Raw genomic sequence first — 14,883 nt, forward strand, 5'->3', positions numbered from 1 at the left:
CAGGGCCTCGGCCGTCGGCGGTGCTGGACTAAGTGTCCGATCTGGACGTACAGTCCAGACATGCCCTCGGAGAACACCGACCCGCGCGTCCGGACCTTCGCCCCGGTCTGCCGCGCGGTCGCCCTGCTGCTCGGCCCGTACGCCGAGGTGGTGCTGCACGACCCCGCCACCGACCGGGTGCTCGCCATCTGGAACCCGATGACCCCCCGCGCCCCGGGCGACCCGTCGATGCTCGGCGAACTCGACGAGGTCGACCCCTCCGTCCCCGACGTCTACGGCCCGTACGAGAAGTCGCTGCCCGACGGCCGCCGGCTCTCCTCCGTCAGCGCCGTACTGCGCGACGACGCCGGACGGCCCTCGGCGGTGCTCTGCGTCAACCTCGACCGAGGCCCGCTCGAACAGGCCGCCGCCCTCCTGGCCGGCTTCGCCGCCCCCACCGCGCCGCGCCCCGAACCGCTCTTCGAACGCGACTGGACCGAGCGGATGAACGACGTCATCGGCGCCCACGTCCGCGCGCAGGGCCGCCCGCTGGAGCGCTTCACCCGCGAGGACCGGCTCGCCGTACTGCACGAACTCGACCAGGCCGGGGTGTTCGCCGTCCGACGCGCCGTCCCCGTCGTCGCCACCGCGCTGCGGATCTCCCGCTCGACCGCCTACAGCCTGCTCGCCGAGCTCAAGCACCCCGCAGGCCCGTGAGCCCCGCCCACCCGTGAAGCCCCGCAGGCCGTGAGCCCCGCAGGCCTCGCCGCCCCGTAGGACAGCAGGACCCGTAGGCCCCGCAGCCCCGCAGGCCTCAGGAAGGAACAGCCCCCATGCCCCAGCTCCCCGAATTCCGGCTCGAAACCCACCTCTCGCGCTGGGAGTTCACCGCCCCCCACCACCTCACCGCCTCCGACGCCCAGACCATGACGATGGCCGAGCTGCTCGCCCTGGCCGGCCCCGAGGACCGCGAGGCCTGGGACACCCTCGCCCTCGGCTACACCGAGACCTTCGGCGACCCCGGGCTGCGCCGGGCGATCGCCGGGATGTACGAGCGGGTCGACGCGGACGACGTGCTCTGCTTCGGCGGCGCCCAGGAGGGGCTCAACCTCGCCATGCGGGTGCTGCTCGAACCGGACGACCACGCGGTCGTGGTGACCCCCAACTACCAGTCCGCCGAGACCATCCCGCTCTCCCTGTGCGAGGTCACCGGCGTCGCCCTGGACGAGCGGCAGGACTGGGCGCTCGACCTCGACGCGGTCGAGGCGGCGCTGCGCCCCAACACCAAGGTGCTGTCGGTCAACTTCCCCAACAACCCCACCGGCGCGGTGATCGACGCCGCCGACTTCGCCCGGCTCGTCGACATCTGCGACGAGCGCGGTATCCGGGTCTTCTCGGACGAGGTCTACCGCGGCCTGGAGCGCGACCCGGCTCGCACCCTGCCGCAGGCCGCCGACCTCTCCGAGCGGGCCCTCTCCCTCAACGTCACGTCCAAGTCGCTCGGCCTGCCCGGCCTGCGGATCGGCTGGATCGCCTGCCGGGACAAGGAGCTGCGCGCCCGCCTGGAACGGGCCAAGCACTACACCACGATCTGCAACTCGGCACCGAGCGAGGTGCTGGCCCGGATCGCGATCACCGCCCGGGAGCGGATCCTGGCGCGCAACCGCGGCATCATCGCGGAGAACCTGCCGCTCTTCGACGCCTTCTTCGCCGAGTTCGCCGACCTCTTCGAGTGGCGCGCCCCGGACGGCGGCTGCGTCGCCTTCCCGCGCTACCTCGGGGCGGACGGCGTGGAGGACTTCTGCACGGGGCTGGTCGAACAGGCGGGTGTCATCCTGCTGCCCGCGAGCATCTTCCGCTCCGAGCTGACCCCCACCCCGACCGACCGCTTCCGCATCGGCCTCGGCCGCCGCGACCCGGGCCCGGCCCTGGACGCCTTCGCCGCCTGGCTCCGCAAGCGCTGACCGGCGCACTCCGGCACCCGCCGCACTCCGGTACCCGCCGCACTCTGGCACCCGCCGACACGACGAGGCCGGGGCGCCGGCCACCGAGGGGATCGGTGGCCGGCGCCCCGGCCGTCACGGCTGCGCCGCGGGAGTGCTCAGAGCTTCTGCCAGGCCGGCTTGGCCGCGTAGGTGTCGCGGAAGTAGTCGGCGAGCTTGAGGCGGGAGGCGGCGGCCTCGTCGACCACCACGGTGGCGTGCGGGTGCAACTGGAGCGCCGAGGCGGGGACGGCGGCGGACAGCGGGCCCTCGACGGAGAGGGCGACGGCCTCGGCCTTGGCCTCGCCGGTGGCGAGCAGCACCAGGTGGCGGGCCTCCAGGATGGTGCCGATGCCCTGGGTGATGACGTGGTGCGGGACCTCGTCGATGCTGTCGAAGAAGCGTGCGTTGTCCTCGCGGGTCTGCCGGGTCAGGGTCTTGATCCGGGTCCGGGAGGCCAGCGAGGAGCAGGGCTCGTTGAAGCCGATGTGGCCGTCCGTGCCGATGCCGAGAAGCTGGAGGTCGACGCCGCCGGCCTCGGCCAGCGTGCGGTCGTAGGCGGTGGCCGCCGCGGCGATGTCCGTCGCGTTGCCGTCCGGGCCCAGGAAGGAGCCCTCGGTCAGGCCGAGCGGCTCCACGACCTCGCGCAGCACCACCGAGCGGTAGGACTCCGGGTGGCCGGCAGGCAGGCCGACGTACTCGTCCAGCTGGCAGATGCGCGCCCGGGAGGCGTCCAGCCGGCCGTCGCCGACCCGCGCGGCGAGGGCCTGGTAGATCGGCAGCGGGGTCGAGCCGGTCGCCACGCCGAGCAGGGCGTCGGGCTTGTCGGTCAGCAGATCGGTGATCGCCGCGGCGATGAGTTCGCCGGCCGCTGGGGCGTCTGGGACGATCACGATTTCCATACTGGGTCCACCGTTCTGAGGCGCGTATGAGGTCTAGACCTTCGAGGTCTAGACCAGTTTGCCGTGAACGGGTGCCCCAGGTCCACCCGAGGCCTGGTCGGGGGCGGTGTGCCCGGAAGGGTCGAGGGCCGAGGGGCGGTGCGACCGGGATGGCCGAACTGGCAGGGCGGCCGCCGGGAACGGGGGTCCCGGCGGCCGGCCCCGTGATCAGAACGGGTTGGTACAGGTGGTGACCTGCTTGGCCGCGTCCAGCGCCGGGCCGGCGGTGGCGCAGATGATGCGCAGGTCGGTGGTGACGACGCGCGGGGTGACGGCCTTGGCGGAGCCGATCCGCACGGTGGTGGCCGAGGCGGCGGTCTCCCACGGGCTGCCCCAGGCGGCCTGGGTGCGGACCTCGACCCTGACGACCGTCAACTGGGCCGGGTCGGCGGTGACCTGGGCGACGCCGACGACGCCCTCGCCGTCGGCCTGGTGCGAGATGCAGGGGCGGTTGAGCACCGTGGTGCAGGCCACGGTGTCGGTCTCGGACGTTGCCGTGGCGGCCAGGGCCGGTCCTGCCGTCAGCCCGGCGATCCCTGCCACCGTCATCATCACAGCTGCGATCCGAGTGCGCATGATGCGAACCTCCTTGGAAATTAAGGGAATCTCACTCCTTGGGATGAGTGTTGCACACATTGTGAACGCCGCGTGTGTGCGTTGCGTCACACTCATGGTGACCGTTCAACTACATACCGCAATCATTTCGCCGAGCGTTCGATATCCGGACAACCCGCGGCCTGGCGGGCGATCAGTTCGTGGGCGGCAGCACCATCCGGCGTCCGGCCGTGGCCCCGCCGTCCAGCGGCACCGAAGCGCCGGTCCGGTACCCGAAATCGTCCGAGGTCAGCGCCAGGATCGCGCGCGCGATCCCCTCCGGCTCGGCCATCCGTTCCAAGCCTCCGACGTTCAGCGGCCCGTAGGCCTTCTTGAACTGCGCCCAGGCCGCGTCCGGGATGCCCGGCGGCCGGACGCAGGCCGTGTCCGCGGTGCCCGGGAGGACCGCGTTTGATCCGGATGCCCTTGGTGTCGTACGCCGGTGCCGCCGCCTTGACCAACCCTTGGATCGCTCTTTTGCTCGCCGTGTACGCAGCGCCGTTCGGCCGGGCCCGCCTCGGCCGAACGGCCCGACCCTCCGACCGGAAGGAGAAGGGCGCTCCTCCCGTGGGTGGACGGCAACTCCGGTCGAGCCGGACGGCGTTGGGGCGTTGGCGGCGTTGCGGCGTTGGCGGTGTCCCTTCACTCGTCCGGGTGGCGGATTGCCGACGGGGCGAATCGGGCGGATACCATCGACCCGATCCCACGGAGGTGGCTGCGTGGACACGGTCATCGTGCAACTTCCCGGTCCGGGGCCCGAGATGGCGCCCGGCGAAGCGCCCGCGCTGGTGCGGATGGGCCCGGGCGAGGCCGCGGTGTTCGGGCGCGGCGAGCCCGGCCGACCGGTCGCCATCCCGCTGCCCGACCAGGGCGTCTCCCGCCGCGCGGGCGAGGTGGTCGCGGCCGAGGACTACTGGCGGCTGTCCAACTTCAGCGCCTCCGCGACCTACGTCGTGGAGAACCTGGAGGGCGCGGGGGAGCACATCAAGGTCGCCCCCGGCCGGCTCGGCGCGCCCGTGCCCTTCGAGCTCTCCCGCGTGCTGCTGCCCGCGCTCGGCGAACCCGCCTCCTTCAAGGTCTTCGCCCCGCAGCACGCCTACCTGGACGGCCGTCCCGGCGGCGCCGACGGCGAACACACCGTCAGCCCCTTCGCCCTGGACCCGACCGCCAAGTACTTCCTCGTGCTGCTCGCGCTCTGCGAGCCCCGGCTGCGCTCGCCCTCCGCCGCCGCCGTCCCCGGGGTGACCGAGGTGCTGGCCCGGCTGCGCGCCCTGCCCTCCTGCCACGGGCTGACCCGCTCGGCGGTGAACTACCACATCGACTACCTGGTGGAGACCAAGCTGCGGCTGCGCGAGCCGTACGAGGAGGGCCCGGGCGGCGGCAAGCGCGAGGAACTCGCCGCCCTGGCACTGAAGTTCGACCTCGTCCGGGAGGAGCACCTGGCCCTGCTCCCGCCCCGGCGCGCGGCCGCCCGGCCGTGACGCCCGACGTCGGGCCCGACGCCGGGCCCGATCCGGAGCCGCCGAAGGGACTGCCCACCGACCACCACCGACCGGACGACCCTTCGCCGGAAGGCCGGTCGCCGCAAGACCCGTCGTCGGACGGCCCGCCCTTCGAGGTCCCGGACGGCTACCCGATCGCCGGCTACCGCCTCGGCGCCTTCCTCGGCGCGGGCGCCTGGGGCAGCGTCCACGCCGCCGAGGGCCCGGACGGCACCCCGGTCGCCGTCAAGCTCCTCGGCGCCGCCCGGTTCAGCCCCGGCCAGCGGCGGACCGTGGCCCGGATGGCCCGCAGCGAGCAGCGCTTCAGCCGCCGCGCCGACCACCCGCACCTGATCCGCACCTTCGCCGTGGTCACCGTCGAGGACCCGGACCACCCGGCCCTGGACGGTGCCGTCGCCCTGGTGATGGAGCGCGCCGCCCGCAGTCTGCAGGACGTGCTGGCCGTCGCCCGTCCCGGCGGTGCGGTGCCCGGTGCCGAGCGGATCCTCGCCGAGGTCTGCGCCGGGCTGACCCACATGCACCGGGTCGGCTGGGTGCACGGGGACCTGAAACCGGCCAATATCCTCCTGATGCCCGACGGCACCGCCAAGATCGCCGACTTCGGCCTCACCGCGGAGCTGGAGGGCACCCACGCCTACGCCCCGCCGCTCGGCTCGCCCGACCACGTCCCGCCCGAGTGGTGGTCCCAGCGCACCGGCGCGCGCGGTGTCGCGGTGCGCCCCAGCGCCGACGTCTGGGCCTACGGGGTGATCGCCCACCAACTGCTCACCGGCGGTCCGCACCCCTTCCTCGGCGCCACCGCCCGGGCCCGTTCGCTGGCCGCCCAGGCGTACGCGCGCGGCGCGGCGCCGCTCCGGCTGGACGCGGCACTGCCCGCGCGATGGCGTCCCGTGGTCACCGCCTGCCTCGCCCCCGGGCAGGAGGAACGGGCCCGCGCCGACCTCGCCGCGCTGGTCGCCCGGGCCACCGCCCGTCCGGCCCGGCACCGCCGCGCCGCCGTACGGGCCGGGGCGGGCCTGCTGGCCTGCGCGCTCGCCGCCCTCGCGCTGACCGGTGGTCCTGAGCCCGCCGGGCCGGGCGCCCACCGCGCCCGGCTGCCCGCTCCGCCCCTGCTGTCGGCCCCGCCCCCGCTGCCCGGCGCGATCCCGGCGGGCTCGGACGTCCCGGTCGCCTACCGGGACATGATCCTGAACGCGGCCCGGCGCTGCCCCGAGCCGGAGGTCACCCCGGTGCTGCTGGCCGCGATGCTGAAGGCCGAGAGCGGCTTCGACCCGAACGCCGCCCGCCCGGAGACCGGCGAGTACGGCATCGCCATGTGGACGCCCGGCGTCTTCGAGGCCTGGGCCAAGGCGGCCACCCACCCCGGCCCGAAGTCGTACTTCGACCCGGGCGACGCGATCGCCGCGATGGGCAACTACGTCTGCTGGCTCGACCAGCAGCTCAAGCGCAGCGGCTTCACCCGCGACCTGCCGGCCCTGGTCACGGCCGCCTACCGGACCAGCGACAAGACCGTGGAGGCGACCGGGGGCGTCCCGGACCGGGTGCGGGCCCATGTCGACAAGGTGCTTCAGTACCTTGCCGACTACGGCGGGTGAACGCGCAAACCGGGATGAGTTATGCCATACCCCCACGTATCCCGGCGCGAGCACTCGGGTGACGGGCGCCAGGTCTGGGATCCTCGGCGGCATGATCACGAAGCTCCGCGCGGGTGCCGCGCAATGGACCGTCGTCGTTCCGGTGGTGTCGTTCGTCGTGCTCGTCCTGACCTGGCACAAGGACCTGCCCGGCTGGGTGGTGGGCGTGGTCGCGTGCTTCCTGGTGGCCGCCGTACTGTCCGCCGTGCACCACGCCGAGGTCATCGCGCACTGGTCGGGGGAGCCGTTCGGATCCCTGGTGCTCGCAGCATCGGCCTGACCATCCCGGCGGTCGCGATCGCCTCCGCCTGGCTGTCCGGCCCGCTCGTCCTCGGCCTCGGGTCGGCGCACATGGTGCTGCTGACCCTGACGATCGTGCTGGGCATCCTCACGGTGATCCCGCGCCGGGCGACGCTGCTGCAGGGCGCGGTGCACCTGGCGGTGCTCGCGGGGTACGCGGTGCTGGCGGTGAACCCGTGAGGGTGGGTCAGCCGTAGTCCCAGGTGGAAGTCCCTGGCCCGTTCCCCCGTGCGGCCAGGGGCTTCCGGCGTTCCGGGGGTCGGGGCCTGGCGGGTCAGGCGGGTCAGGCGGGTCGGGTGGGTCAGGCGGCTCTGGTGAGGTTCGTGGTGCCGGTGGTGAACCCGGGACGGCGGGCCGCCCGTAGACCGGGATGAGGGCCGCCGGTTTCACCCCCGTGGCCGGGGGCCCTCGTCGGCGACGGCACCGTCGGCCGTGCCCCCCCCGGGGACACGGGTGCCGTCGTACGACACGGAGCCCCCGGACCCGCGACTGCCCGCGGGGCCAGGGGCTCCGTGATGCCGCGGCTCAGACGCGGCGGGTGCCCGAGGCGGGTGCCCGAGGCGCGGTCAGCGCCTCGGGCGGGCCCGGTGCCTCGGCAGTCCGGTGCCTCAGGAGGAGGTGCGGCGGCGGCGCGTGTAGACCACCGTGCCCGCGCCCGCGAGCAGCAGGACGGTGCCGGCGCCCGCGTACAGCAGGGTGCCGTCGCTACCGGTGCTGGCCAGCTTCTTGCCGTCCGAGGCGGCACCCGGGATCGGGGTGGGGACGCTGACCTTGGTGGGCAGGGTCAGCGGCTCGTCCGGGTTGACCGGGGTGTCGGTGGTGGGGGTGTGCACCGGCACGGTGGCGGTCGGCGGGTTCGACGGGCCCGGGCTCGGGACGTCGGTGGGGGCGCCGGTCGGCTCGTCGGTGGGCGCGCCGGTCGCCGGGGCGGTGGGCGCAGGCGTGGTGGGCGCCGGGGTGGTCGGGGTCCCGGACGGCTTCGGGGTGGCGCTCGGGGTCGGCGAGGCCGGAGCCGACGGGCTGTGCGACGGCGTGGTCGGCACGCTGGTCGGGCCGGTGGACGGGGTCTTGGTGGGGGTCGGCGTCACGGTCGGCGAGGGCTTGCCGGTCGGGGCCGGGGTCTGGCCGCCGCAGTCGACCTTGAAGACCTTGTGCTTGGGGTTGTTGAGCTTCGTGCCCTGCGGCAGCTCGCCGTTGACCAGCTCGACGGACTGCCAGTACAGCTTGTAGTGGCCGTCCGGCAGGTGGATGTCCTCGGTGCGGACGTGGCCGTGGCCGTCGACGGGGAGGTCGCCGTACGCGACGAGCTTCTCCGTGGGGCCGCCTCCGACGGTGGTGATCGCCCAGATCACGTCCTGGTTGGCGTCGAAGCCGAAGGAGTCCAGGTAGAAGCTGCAGACCTTGGGCTCGTTGCGGACGTCCTCCTGGCCGGTGGCGGCGTCGTGGATCTTGACGGTGCCGTTGTTGCCGGGGGCGCCGCCCTTGCCGCCCGCGGTGGCGTGCGCGGCGGCGGGGGCGAGCAGCATCAGGGCGGCGGCGGTCGGGACGGCCACCAGGGAGCGTGCGGCGGTGGAGCGGATGCGCATGGCTAGTTCCATCGGGTTCGGCAGGCCGGACGAGCCTGCGCGGTGGGAGGGAGCCTCTGGTCGGCCGTTCGGCGGGAGCCGGTGCCGTACGACGGGAGGGGCACAAAAGTTCCCGCAGAGAGAAACGTGACGCAAGGGAGGTTTGGCCGAAATGCATCGCTGTGGACGGTTAGTCCGACTAGTTCGTTACAACGATCCGATCACCCGGTTGTCGTGATTTCGTGTGCGCTCAGGCCGGTGCAGGTGGTCGGCGGCGATCGGTGGCGGTCAACTCCGCTCCCCGACCCGGCGGGTGAACCTGCGATGCCGAGGTGGCCGGTATTGACCGGTCCTCGGGCCCGGCCTGCGTGTCGGGGCGGCGTGCGGGCTCCAGGTTTCTCTATCGTCCGTCTGGAACCGCCCAGTCCGCTGATTCCGTTGCGCGTGCAGCCGATCCGACCCGTGGGAGAGTGCGATGCCCGGCCCAGAGCAGACCGCCGAGGAGAGTGCCGACGTCATCGTGGTCGGCGCCGGCCCGGCCGGCTCCACCGCCGCCGCCCACCTCGCCCGGACCGGCCTGGACGTCCTGCTGCTGGAGAAGTCCGCCTTTCCGCGCGAGAAGGTCTGCGGCGACGGCCTCACCCCGCGCGTCGTCAAGCAGCTGACCGACCTCGGCATCGACGTCTCCGAGGAGGCAGGCTGGCTGCACAACCGGGGCCTGCGGCTGATCTCCGGCCGGCGCTCGATCGAGTTCGACTGGCCCGAGCTCTCCGCCTTCCCCGGGTTCGGCCTGGTCCGCCGCCGCGCCGACTTCGACCACCTGCTCGCACGGAAGGCCGCCTCCTGCGGCGCCCGGTTGATCGAACGCGCCAATGTCGCGGGCCCCGTGGTGGACGAGCGGACCGGCCGGATCACCGGCGTCACCGCCAAGCTGGGCGAGGACCGCCGGCCCGTCGCCTACCGGGCCCCGATCGTGGTCGCCGCCGACGGCAACTCCACCCGGCTGTCCGTCGCCATGAAGCGCTACCGCCGCACCGACCGCGCGATGGGCGTCGCCTACCGGACGTACTTCACCACCCCGCGCCACGAGGACCGCTACCTGGAGGCCTGGCTCGACCTGCGCGACCCCAACGACCCGGCCCGACGCCTGCTGCCCGGCTACGCCTGGGTGTTCGGCATGGGCGACGGTACCGCCAACGTCGGCCTCGGCGTCCTCAACACCGCCAAGACCGACGTGGACTGGCGGGAACTGCTGCGCCGCTGGTGCGAGGACCTGCCGCCCGGGTACGGCTACACCCCCGACGGCGTCACCGAGCCGATCCGCGGTGCCGCTCTCCCGATGGGCCTCAACCGCCAACCGCACTACGCGGACGGCCTGTTGCTCATCGGCGACGCGGGCGGCACGGTCAGCCCGGGCACCGGCGAGGGCATCGCCTACGCGATGGAATCCGGCCGCTACGCCGCCGAGACCATCGTCCAGGCCCTCGCCCGCCGCACCGACCGCGGCCGCGAACTCGCCCTGCGCGCCTACCCGCAGGCGCTGCGCTCCGCCTACGCCGGCTACTTCGCGCTCGGCCGGCTGGCCGCCGACCTGCTCGGCCGTCCCAAGCTGCTCGGTGCCGCCGGGGCCACCGGACTCGGCCACCCGGCGCTGCTGAAGGTGGCGTTCCGGCTCATGGTCAACCTGACCGAGCCCAACTCCAAGGACTCCCTCGACCGGCTGCTCCACCTGATCGGGCGGGTCGCGCCGGGGCGGTGAGCGGAACCGAGCCGGACCGCTCATTCTTTCGAGTGAGCGGTCCCGTGTCCCGGCTTGGACGAAACCGGGGAATCCAGCACGCTTTCCGCCAAGTCGTGTTGACGAATGATCAGCAGATCCGCTTGCCTGGTACCCGTCCGGACACGGAGGGTGACTGAAGCGCCTCTCCGCATGACCCATTGACCCCCATGACGGAGACACCGTGCGCCTTCGCCTTCGCCTGTTCGTCACGCCCCTTGCCGCAGCCGCCGCCGTGCTCGCCCCGAGCATCCCGGCCGCCGCCGCCACGGCCACCGCAGACACGGCCGCCGCCACCGGGCGGGCGGCCACCCCGTCCGACCAGTGCTCGGCCGCCTTCTTCCACGACGACGCGCGCCTCGGCCCGCAGGACCTCCCGACCGCCGGCCCGGTCGGCCGCCAGCTCGTCGGCTACCAGCGCACCGGCGGCGCGAGTGACCAGGCCTTCCTCGCGAAGTACTACGACCCGGCCGCCAACGGCGGCAAGGGCGGCTGGATCTACCCGCCCGCCGACGGCTACGTCACCCTGCCCGACGGCAGCCCGATCGAGTTCGACCTCACGCTCTACCCCAACCAGAACATCGACCGCTACGGCAGCGAGTACGGCGCCTTCCTCGCCCCCGAGGGCCTGCCCTACGCCGACCGCGCGATCCCGCCGCAGAGCCTGGACGGCAACCCGCCGGCCGCCTGCAACTACCACGACTACAAGGTCGTCAAGCCGTTCAAGGTGCACGCCGGCCCGATCGCGCCGTGGTTCAACCAGCCCGGCTGGGGCCTGCAGTACCAGCTCGACGCGGCCCTGGTGCCCGGTGGCCCGACCAAGCTGAACGTGATGTGGCTGGTCGACAACGGGTACCTCGCCCGGATCTGACCCCGGCTTCACGGACGGCCGCGCCCGGTGACCAGCCCCCTGGTCACCGGACGCCGCCACCACCACCGCCACCGGACGCCACCACCACCGCCACCGGATTATTCGCTGGCAGGCGCGGCGGACCGGGGGTAGGAAGGCCGGATGACCACCAGCGACACCCCCACCGGCGCCCCCACGGCCCAAACCCCCGCCGACCGGCGCGTCTTCCGGCCCGCCGTCCTCGACCTCGGCGGCGCCCTGCTGCGCCCCTGGGGACGCGCCCTCGACCTGTCCGGCGGCGTCGTCCCCGCACTCGTCGCCGCGTCGACGGACCCGGACATCGCCCGCTGGAACCCGTTGGGCGTCACCGATCCCGCCGCCGCCGAGGCCTACCTCGACCGTTGCGACACCCACTGGGCGGACGGCACCATGGCCGCCTTCGCCGTCACCGACGCCGCCCACGGCACCCTCCTCGGCAACGCCTTCCTGCGGTGGACCAACCAGGCCGACGGCGTCGCCATGGTCGGCTACTGGCTGCTCGCCGCCGCCCGGGGCCGCGGCCTGGCCACCCGCGCCACCACCGCCGTCACCCGCTGGGCCGTCGAGGCCGCCGACGCCCGGCGCATCGAGCTGTTCCACGCCGTCGGCAACGACCGCTCCTGCCGGGTCGCGGAGCGCGCCGGATTCCCGTACGAGGGCACCCTGCGCGCCTCGTGGCGCTTCGACGGGCGCGACTACCAGGACGAACACCTGCACGCCCGGCTGGCGACGGACCCGGACCCGGATCTCGGCTGACCGGGAGCGGCGGAAGAGCCTATGATCACTGGCGCTCCTATGGCTTCTGACGGAACGTGAGGAACGGTCGATGGCACTTCAGCACCACCACGGCGAGGTCAACGGGATACGGATGCACTGGGTCTCCGCCGGCGCCGGGGACCCGGTGGTCCTGCTCCACGGCTGGCCCCAGACCTGGTACGAGTGGCGCCACCTGATCCCGGTGCTGGCGGAGCGGCACCTGGTGATCGCCCCGGACCTGCGCGGGTGGGGCGAGACCGAGCGCCCCGCCGACGGCTACGACGTGGCCACCGCGGCCGCCGACGTCCGCTGCCTGCTCGACCGCCTCGGCGTCGGCAGTGCGCACGTCGTCGGACACGACTGGGGCACCCCGATCGGCTACCACCTGGCGGCCACCGACCGCGACTGGGTGCGCTCGTTCACCGCGCTGGAGGCGAGCATCCCCGGGGCCGGCGGCGAGGACCTGCTGAACTTCTCCCAGTCCTGGAACCCGCTGTGGTTCTTCCCGTTCCTCGCGACGCCCGGGCTCCCGCAGCAGCTCATCGGCGGCGGCGCGCAGACCACCTTCTTCACCTGGATCCTCACCCAGATGGCCCGGACGACCCCCGGCTCGCTCACCGAGGACGACATCGCGGTCTACCTGAAGGCGTACGGCGACGACGACGCGGTGCGTTCCAGCTGCGAGTACTACGTCAACACCTGGGTCAGTGCCGAACAGGTCCGCGACGCCGCCCGGGTGCCGCTCGACATCCCCGTGCTGGCCGTCGCCGGGGAGCGCTCCCTGGGGCAGCACATGATCGACTTCGTCCGCCGCCTCGCCCCGGACGCGCAGGGGGCCATCCTGTCGGGCTGCGGCCACCTCGTCCCCGAGGAGCGCCCCGCCGAACTCGCCCGGCTCGTCACCGACTTCCTGGCGGGCGTGGCCGCGACGAGCTGAGCCCTCGTGGCTGCCGCCGGGAAGTCCCCGCCCGGCAGGCAGCGCGCCGGACGGGTGAGCGGCCTAACCTGGAAGGGCGCGTACGGTGCGTGGCCTGCAAACGGAAGCGGTGGCCATGACGGTGATCTCGGCGGCTCTCTTCGGTACCGACTGGCGGCCCGCGCTGCCCGGTGGTGCCGAGCTGCTGCGCGAGTGCGCCGCCCGGGGCTGGACGGTCGTGCTGACCGGGCCCGGGCCCGTCGGGGCCCCGGCCCTGACCGTGGCCGCCCCCGGGGTCGATCCGTTGCGGGCGGCGCTGGAGCTGGTGGACGGCGGTCCCTCGCACGCCGTGGCCGTCGCCGGGAGCGTGCGCGAGGTGCGGGCGGCGCGGCGGGTCGGGGTGCCGTGCGTCGCCTTGGAGGCCGGCGGGGACGCCGGTCCGGAGCTGCGGGCGGCGGGTGCGGCCGAGGTCCACCGCGATGCCGCCGCCCTGCTGCGCGTCCTGGACGACAGCCTGCTCGCCCGTCCCCGGGCCTTCGGACCCGTGGGTGCCGGAACAGGCGGTGCCCGGAACGGTTAGCGCCGGCCCGCACCGGGAAATCGCCCGGGTGCGAGCACGTCACCGGAAGTGTCGGAGGTGACCGAGATGGACGGACCCGCTTTGAGCGGTTGGGAGCGGCGGCTCCTCGAGGAGATCGAGTCCGATCTGCGCCAGGACACACGGCTCGACCGGAAGCTGAGCACGATGGGCGCCAAGCGGCCCAGCCGGGTCCGGCGCGTGCTCCGCGCCGTCGGGCACCGGGTGACGGCGGGGGTGGTGCTGACCGCTCTGGTGATGACGGCGATCTGCCTCAGCGTGGGCGTACGGACCCCGACCACGGCGGTGCTGGCCGCGCTCGGGGTGGTCTGGGCGGCCACCGTGGCGGCCGCGGTCGCCACCTCGGAGCTGCTGCGCCGGCGCAGCGCCTCCCGGGCGGGCCGGGCCGAGCCGGAGGAGCCCCGCGAACGCCGCGAACGGCGGCCCTGGGACCGGCCGGAGGCGTGACGCGATGACCGAGTCGCGATGAGCGAGTCGCGATGAGTGAGCCCCGATGGGTGAGCCGCGATGAGTGAGCGGAGTGAGGTGGGCGCATGAGTACCGTCCTGTGGGAGCACCGTCCGGGCTCCCATCCCGCCGCCGACCTCGGCCTGGTCGGGTACGAGGTGCAGGCCACCGACGGCCCCGTCGGGCGGGTCGAGCAGGACACCGGGGACCACCTGCTGGTCGACGCCGCGCCGTGGGTGCCGGGCACCCGCGTGCTCGTCCCGGTCGGCCTGGCCGCCCGGGTCGACCACCTCGAACGCGCCGTCCACCTCGACTGCCCGCGCGCCAGGCTCAGTTCCGCCCCGCCCGCCGCGGTCGACCTGACCGCCCCCCACCCGCGCTGAGCGGCTGATCCCATGGGCTGGCCGTCCACCACGCTCACCGGCCGGACGATCGCCTTCCTGGTCGCGCCGTACGGTGTCGAGCAGGCCGAACTGACCTCCCCCTGGCAGGCGGTCGCCGAGTCCGGCGGCATCCCGCGCCTGCTGTCCACCGCCGAGGGGCGGATCCAGGCTGTGCGGCACCGCGCCCCGGGCGACACCTTCGCCGTGGACGCCCTGGTCGCCGAGGCGGACCCGGCCGGCTACGACGGCCTGGTCCTGCCCGGCGGCGTCGCCAACCCCGACCACCTGCGGCTCGACCGCCCGGCGGTCGCCTTCGTGCACGCCCTCTGCGCCGCCGGCCGCCCGGTCGCGGCGATCTGCCACGCGGCCTGGACCCTCATCGAGGCCGACGCCGTCCGCGGCCGCACCCTGACCTCCTGGCCCAGCCTGCGCACCGACCTGGTCAACGCGGGCGCCCACTGGGTCGACGAACCGGTCCACGTCTGCCACGACGGCCCCGGCCCGCTCGTCACCAGCCGCAAACCGGGCGACCTGCCGCACTTCGAGGACGCGTTCGTGACGGAGTTCGCCCACGCGACGGCGAAGCGGCGCACGTAGCGCGTGCGGATCGTACGGGAGGC

At 74.0% G+C, this 14,883-nt stretch carries 17 protein-coding genes and 1 pseudogene; 14 read left to right on the forward strand and 4 right to left on the reverse strand.

Translation table 11 applies throughout. From position 1 onward, the window contains the following. The first annotated feature begins 60 nt into the window (after positions 1-60). Together ACZ51D_RS23490 and ACZ51D_RS23495 are read left to right on the forward strand one after the other, a co-directional pair. Entirely contained in the window at positions 61-696 is a 636-nt protein-coding gene (locus tag ACZ51D_RS23490; RefSeq protein WP_465618081.1) for a helix-turn-helix transcriptional regulator, read from the forward strand. A 116-nt stretch (positions 697-812) separates the two neighbouring features. After that, the gene (locus ACZ51D_RS23495) at positions 813-1,943 is read left to right on the forward strand and encodes an aminotransferase class I/II-fold pyridoxal phosphate-dependent enzyme (protein ID WP_465618083.1); all 1,131 of its coding nucleotides are present in this window, start codon (positions 813-815) and stop codon (positions 1,941-1,943) included. 137 nt (positions 1,944-2,080) lie between these two features. On the opposite strand, the gene ACZ51D_RS23500 is transcribed toward ACZ51D_RS23495, so the two are convergent. The 3 genes from ACZ51D_RS23500 to ACZ51D_RS23510 form a co-directional block, all read right to left on the reverse strand. Beyond that, a complete protein-coding gene (locus ACZ51D_RS23500; RefSeq protein WP_465618085.1) occupies positions 2,081-2,863 on the reverse strand; it encodes a glucosamine-6-phosphate deaminase in 783 nt (260 codons plus the stop codon). A gap of 207 nt (positions 2,864-3,070) precedes the next feature. After that, positions 3,071-3,478, reverse strand: a complete 408-nt coding sequence (locus ACZ51D_RS23505) for a hypothetical protein (protein ID WP_465618087.1) — start codon at positions 3,476-3,478, stop codon at positions 3,071-3,073. A 172-nt stretch (positions 3,479-3,650) separates the two neighbouring features. After that, the gene (locus ACZ51D_RS23510; RefSeq protein ID WP_465618089.1) at positions 3,651-3,788 is read right to left on the reverse strand and encodes a hypothetical protein; all 138 of its coding nucleotides are present in this window, start codon (positions 3,786-3,788) and stop codon (positions 3,651-3,653) included. A 427-nt stretch (positions 3,789-4,215) separates the two neighbouring features. Between ACZ51D_RS23510 and ACZ51D_RS23515 the strand changes: the two genes are divergently transcribed. The 4 genes and pseudogenes from ACZ51D_RS23515 to ACZ51D_RS23530 form a co-directional block, all read left to right on the forward strand. Next, positions 4,216-4,977: a serine/threonine protein kinase gene (locus tag ACZ51D_RS23515; RefSeq protein WP_465618091.1), complete on the forward strand. Its 762-nt coding sequence runs from the start codon at positions 4,216-4,218 to the stop codon at positions 4,975-4,977. Then, a complete protein-coding gene (locus tag ACZ51D_RS23520; protein WP_465663456.1) occupies positions 4,974-6,593 on the forward strand; it encodes a protein kinase domain-containing protein in 1,620 nt (539 codons plus the stop codon). The genes ACZ51D_RS23515 and ACZ51D_RS23520 overlap by 4 nt, the downstream gene beginning before the upstream one ends. Before the next feature lie 91 nt (positions 6,594-6,684). Further along, positions 6,685-6,912, forward strand: coding sequence for a hypothetical protein (locus tag ACZ51D_RS23525; RefSeq protein ID WP_465618095.1), 228 nt, complete (start codon positions 6,685-6,687; stop codon positions 6,910-6,912). Continuing rightward, positions 6,900-7,112, forward strand: a pseudogene (locus ACZ51D_RS23530) (ionic transporter y4hA); the annotation flags it as partial. The gene ACZ51D_RS23525 and the pseudogene ACZ51D_RS23530, both read left to right, overlap by 13 nt. 428 nt (positions 7,113-7,540) lie before the next feature. Here ACZ51D_RS23530 and ACZ51D_RS23535 read toward each other — a convergent pair. Beyond that, positions 7,541-8,518, reverse strand: a complete 978-nt coding sequence (locus tag ACZ51D_RS23535) for an LPXTG cell wall anchor domain-containing protein (RefSeq protein ID WP_465663457.1) — start codon at positions 8,516-8,518, stop codon at positions 7,541-7,543. Between the two features lie 454 nt (positions 8,519-8,972). On the opposite strand from ACZ51D_RS23535, the gene ACZ51D_RS23540 reads away from it, so the two are divergent. The 8 genes from ACZ51D_RS23540 to ACZ51D_RS23575 all read left to right on the forward strand — a co-directional run bounded on the left by ACZ51D_RS23540 (position 8,973) and on the right by ACZ51D_RS23575 (position 14,860). Further along, entirely contained in the window at positions 8,973-10,256 is a 1,284-nt protein-coding gene (locus tag ACZ51D_RS23540) for a geranylgeranyl reductase family protein (protein WP_465618099.1), read from the forward strand. Between the two features lie 202 nt (positions 10,257-10,458). Further along, positions 10,459-11,145, forward strand: coding sequence for a TNT domain-containing protein (locus ACZ51D_RS23545; RefSeq protein ID WP_465618101.1), 687 nt, complete (start codon positions 10,459-10,461; stop codon positions 11,143-11,145). 141 nt (positions 11,146-11,286) lie between these two features. Then, positions 11,287-11,919, forward strand: coding sequence for a GNAT family N-acetyltransferase (locus ACZ51D_RS23550; protein WP_465618103.1), 633 nt, complete (start codon positions 11,287-11,289; stop codon positions 11,917-11,919). 70 nt (positions 11,920-11,989) lie between these two features. After that, entirely contained in the window at positions 11,990-12,856 is an 867-nt protein-coding gene (locus ACZ51D_RS23555; protein WP_465618105.1) for an alpha/beta fold hydrolase, read from the forward strand. 115 nt (positions 12,857-12,971) lie between these two features. Continuing rightward, positions 12,972-13,415 carry an HAD family hydrolase gene (locus ACZ51D_RS23560; protein ID WP_360494057.1) on the forward strand — a complete coding sequence of 148 codons (444 nt, stop codon included), beginning with the start codon at positions 12,972-12,974 and terminating at the stop codon, positions 13,413-13,415. Positions 13,416-13,481: 66 nt separating this feature from the next. Then, positions 13,482-13,880: a DUF3040 domain-containing protein gene (locus ACZ51D_RS23565; RefSeq protein ID WP_465618108.1), complete on the forward strand. Its 399-nt coding sequence runs from the start codon at positions 13,482-13,484 to the stop codon at positions 13,878-13,880. Positions 13,881-13,966: 86 nt separating this feature from the next. Continuing rightward, a complete protein-coding gene (locus ACZ51D_RS23570) occupies positions 13,967-14,263 on the forward strand; it encodes a PRC-barrel domain containing protein (protein ID WP_360494063.1) in 297 nt (98 codons plus the stop codon). A 12-nt stretch (positions 14,264-14,275) separates the two neighbouring features. After that, entirely contained in the window at positions 14,276-14,860 is a 585-nt protein-coding gene (locus ACZ51D_RS23575; RefSeq protein WP_465618110.1) for a type 1 glutamine amidotransferase domain-containing protein, read from the forward strand. Positions 14,861-14,883: the final 23 nt, after the last annotated feature.

Source organism: Kitasatospora sp. NPDC033851 (assembly GCF_055576085.1).